The sequence below is a fragment of the Cupriavidus pauculus genome, assembly GCF_008801835.1.
GTDB classification, from domain to species: domain Bacteria; phylum Pseudomonadota; class Gammaproteobacteria; order Burkholderiales; family Burkholderiaceae; genus Cupriavidus; species Cupriavidus pauculus.
Genome location: NZ_VZOW01000081.1, coordinates 1 through 2,461, shown reverse-complemented (window position 1 = coordinate 2,461; position 2,461 = coordinate 1). Strand labels below are relative to the sequence as shown.

Annotated in this window: 3 protein-coding genes; all 3 read left to right on the top strand. The window is 61.8% G+C overall.

Features of this window, described 5'->3' with window-relative positions; all coding sequences use genetic code 11:
• The first annotated feature begins 79 nt into the window (after nucleotides 1-79).
• The 3 genes from tnpA to tnpC all read left to right on the top strand — a co-directional run bounded on the left by tnpA (nucleotide 80) and on the right by tnpC (nucleotide 2,428).
• Nucleotides 80-457 carry an IS66-like element accessory protein TnpA gene (tnpA, locus tag F7R19_RS29420; protein WP_038319240.1) on the top strand — a complete coding sequence of 126 codons (378 nt, stop codon included), beginning with the start codon at nucleotides 80-82 and terminating at the stop codon, nucleotides 455-457.
• Nucleotides 454-789 carry an IS66 family insertion sequence element accessory protein TnpB gene (tnpB, locus tag F7R19_RS29415; RefSeq protein WP_170292681.1) on the top strand — a complete coding sequence of 112 codons (336 nt, stop codon included), beginning with the start codon at nucleotides 454-456 and terminating at the stop codon, nucleotides 787-789. The genes tnpA and tnpB overlap by 4 nt, the downstream gene beginning before the upstream one ends.
• 82 nt (nucleotides 790-871) lie before the next feature.
• Nucleotides 872-2,428 carry an IS66 family transposase gene (tnpC, locus tag F7R19_RS29410; RefSeq protein ID WP_133428611.1) on the top strand — a complete coding sequence of 519 codons (1,557 nt, stop codon included), beginning with the start codon at nucleotides 872-874 and terminating at the stop codon, nucleotides 2,426-2,428.
• Nucleotides 2,429-2,461 lie beyond the last annotated feature (33 nt).

Here is a 2,461-nt window from a genome sequence, read left to right as displayed (position 1 = left end):
GTAAGCGCCCGGTGAACCCGTCTTGAAGGGAAGCAGGAGAGCAAGGAGCATCGTGTCCATCTAAATTCTTGGTGGACACGTGAACACTATCGAAGAGAGCGCACCAGCGCGACGCCGACGTCGGCACAGCGCCGAGTTCAAGGCTAAAGCCGTTCAGGACTGCCTGCATCGGGGTGTTTCGATTGCGGCGGTAGCGCTGCACCATCGCGTGAACGCGAATCTGCTGCGACGCTGGGTCGCTGAACACCAAGTGTTGGATAGCGCGGGCGAAGCCCGCGCATTGATGACAGTACCCCAAGCCGAGTTCATCCCGTTGCAGATCGGCGATCCCACGCCGACGCCTGCGATACCGGATATACAGATCGAAGTGCGACGCGGTGCTGCGACGATCAGTATTCGTTGGCCAGGATCGGCCGCAGCAGAGTGTGGCGAATGGCTTCAGGGGTGGTTGCGTTGATCCGCATCGAGGCAATCTGGCTAGCTACCGAGCCGCTGGACATGCGAGCGGGAACAGATACGGTCTTGGCTCGGGTGGTGAAGGTATTCGGAGCCGCCCGACCGCATCATGCTTATCTCTTCACGAACAAGCGCGCGACGCGTATCAAGGTGCTGATGTACGACGGCATTGGTATCTGGTTAGCGGCGCGGCGACTCAATAAGGGCCGCTTCGTCTGGACCGACGGTATGACGGCCATCGCGACGCCGCTGTGCCGAGAGCAACTGGATGCGCTGGTGCTGGGCCTGCCTTGGCAACGCCTGGGCCGCGATGAGGCGATCACCGTGCTTTAGTCGTGGCTTGGCACAAGGGCCGAGCGTCCATTGGGGGCTGTGCCAATAGTTGGAGTGACGGGGAACTGGCAAGATTCGGAACATGAATCCCGCCGAGAACCTGGACGATCTGAGCCCACAGCAACTGCGCGAGCTGGCTGCGACGCTGCGGGCACAGATCCAGGAGCAGGACGCCGTCATTGCGCGTCACGCGCAAGAGCTGCGCTACCGGCAAACCAAGATCGATCAGCTCACTCACGAGCTAGCCATCCACAAGCGCTGGAAGTTCGGCAAACGCAGCGAGCAACTGACATCTGCCCAGGCAAGCTTGCTGGAGGAAGCCCTCGATGCAGACCTTGAGGCAATCGAAGCCGAGCTCGAAGCACTGACTCCTTCATCCAGGTCGGAGCCCAAGGACAAGCCGAAGCGCCAAGCACTTCCACCCCAATTGCCTCGCACTGAGATTCGTCACGAGCCGGAGTCCGAGACTTGCACATGCGGCTGCGCGCTCAAGCGCATTGGCGAAGACGTCAGCGAGAAGCTGGACTACACCCCTGGCGTGTTCACGGTCGAACTTCATATCCGGGGCAAGTGGGTATGCGGTCAATGTGAGACTCTCACCCAGGCACCCGTTCCTCCGCACGTCATCGACAAGGGCATCCCCACCGCCGGCCTGCTGGCGCATACGCTGGTGTCCAAGTTCGGCGACCATCTCCCTCTGTACCGGCAAGAACGCATCTACGCACGCGCCGGCCTGGCGATCCCGCAATCGACGCTGGGCGCGTGGGTCGGCATCTGCGGCGTGCGTCTGCAACCGCTGGTGGATGCACTGCAGGCGGAGGTATTGACCCAGAGCGTACTGCATGCCGACGAGACACCAGTGCAGATGCTCTCGCCAGGCGACGGCAAGACGCATCGCGCCTACCTGTGGGCCTACGCACCGAGCCAACTCTCGTCGTTACGTGCGGTGATCTATCAGTTTGCCCCCAGCCGCAGCGGCGAACATGCCCGCGCATTCCTGCGGGGCTGGCTGGGCAAGCTGGTATGTGACGACTTCTCGGGCTACAAGGCCAGCTTCGGCGGCGGCATCGTCGAGATTGGGTGCATGGCTCACGCGCGTCGTAAGTACTTTGAGTTGCACGACAAGCACAAGAGCGAATTGGCTGGCCAGGCGCTGCGCTTCATTGCTGGGCTCTACGAGATCGAGCGAGAGGTGCGGGACGCCGAGCCAGAACTACGCCTGGAAGCGCGACAGCAGCGGGCCAGACCAATCCTGGATGCGCTGCATCTCTGGCTTAGTGAACAAAGGCGGAGGGTGCCCGACGGCTCGGCCATCGCGCGTGCCATCGACTACAGCCTCAAACGCTGGGCGGCGCTCGTGCGCTACGTTGAGGATCCAGCCGTGCCCATCGATAACAATCATATCGAAGGGCAAATACGGCCTATCGCTCTTGGAAGATCGAACTGGCTGTTCGCGGGCTCACTGCGCGCTGGCCAGCGCGCAGCCGCAGTCATGAGTCTGATCCAGTCGGCGAAGCTCAATGGGCATGATCCGTACGCCTACCTGAAAGACGTGCTTACGCGACTGCCGACTCAGAAGACCGCCGACATCGCGGAGCTCCTGCCACATCGCTGGACTGCTTCCGTCCTTCCTGCGTAGCCCCGTCAAGACGGGTTCACCGGGCGCTTACAT

Bases quoted from the DNA above. Each gene is read 5' to 3' on its own strand.
- tnpC (WP_133428611.1), top strand. From the start codon at position 872: ATGAATCCCGCCGAGAACCTGGACGATCTGAGCCCACAGCAACTGCGC.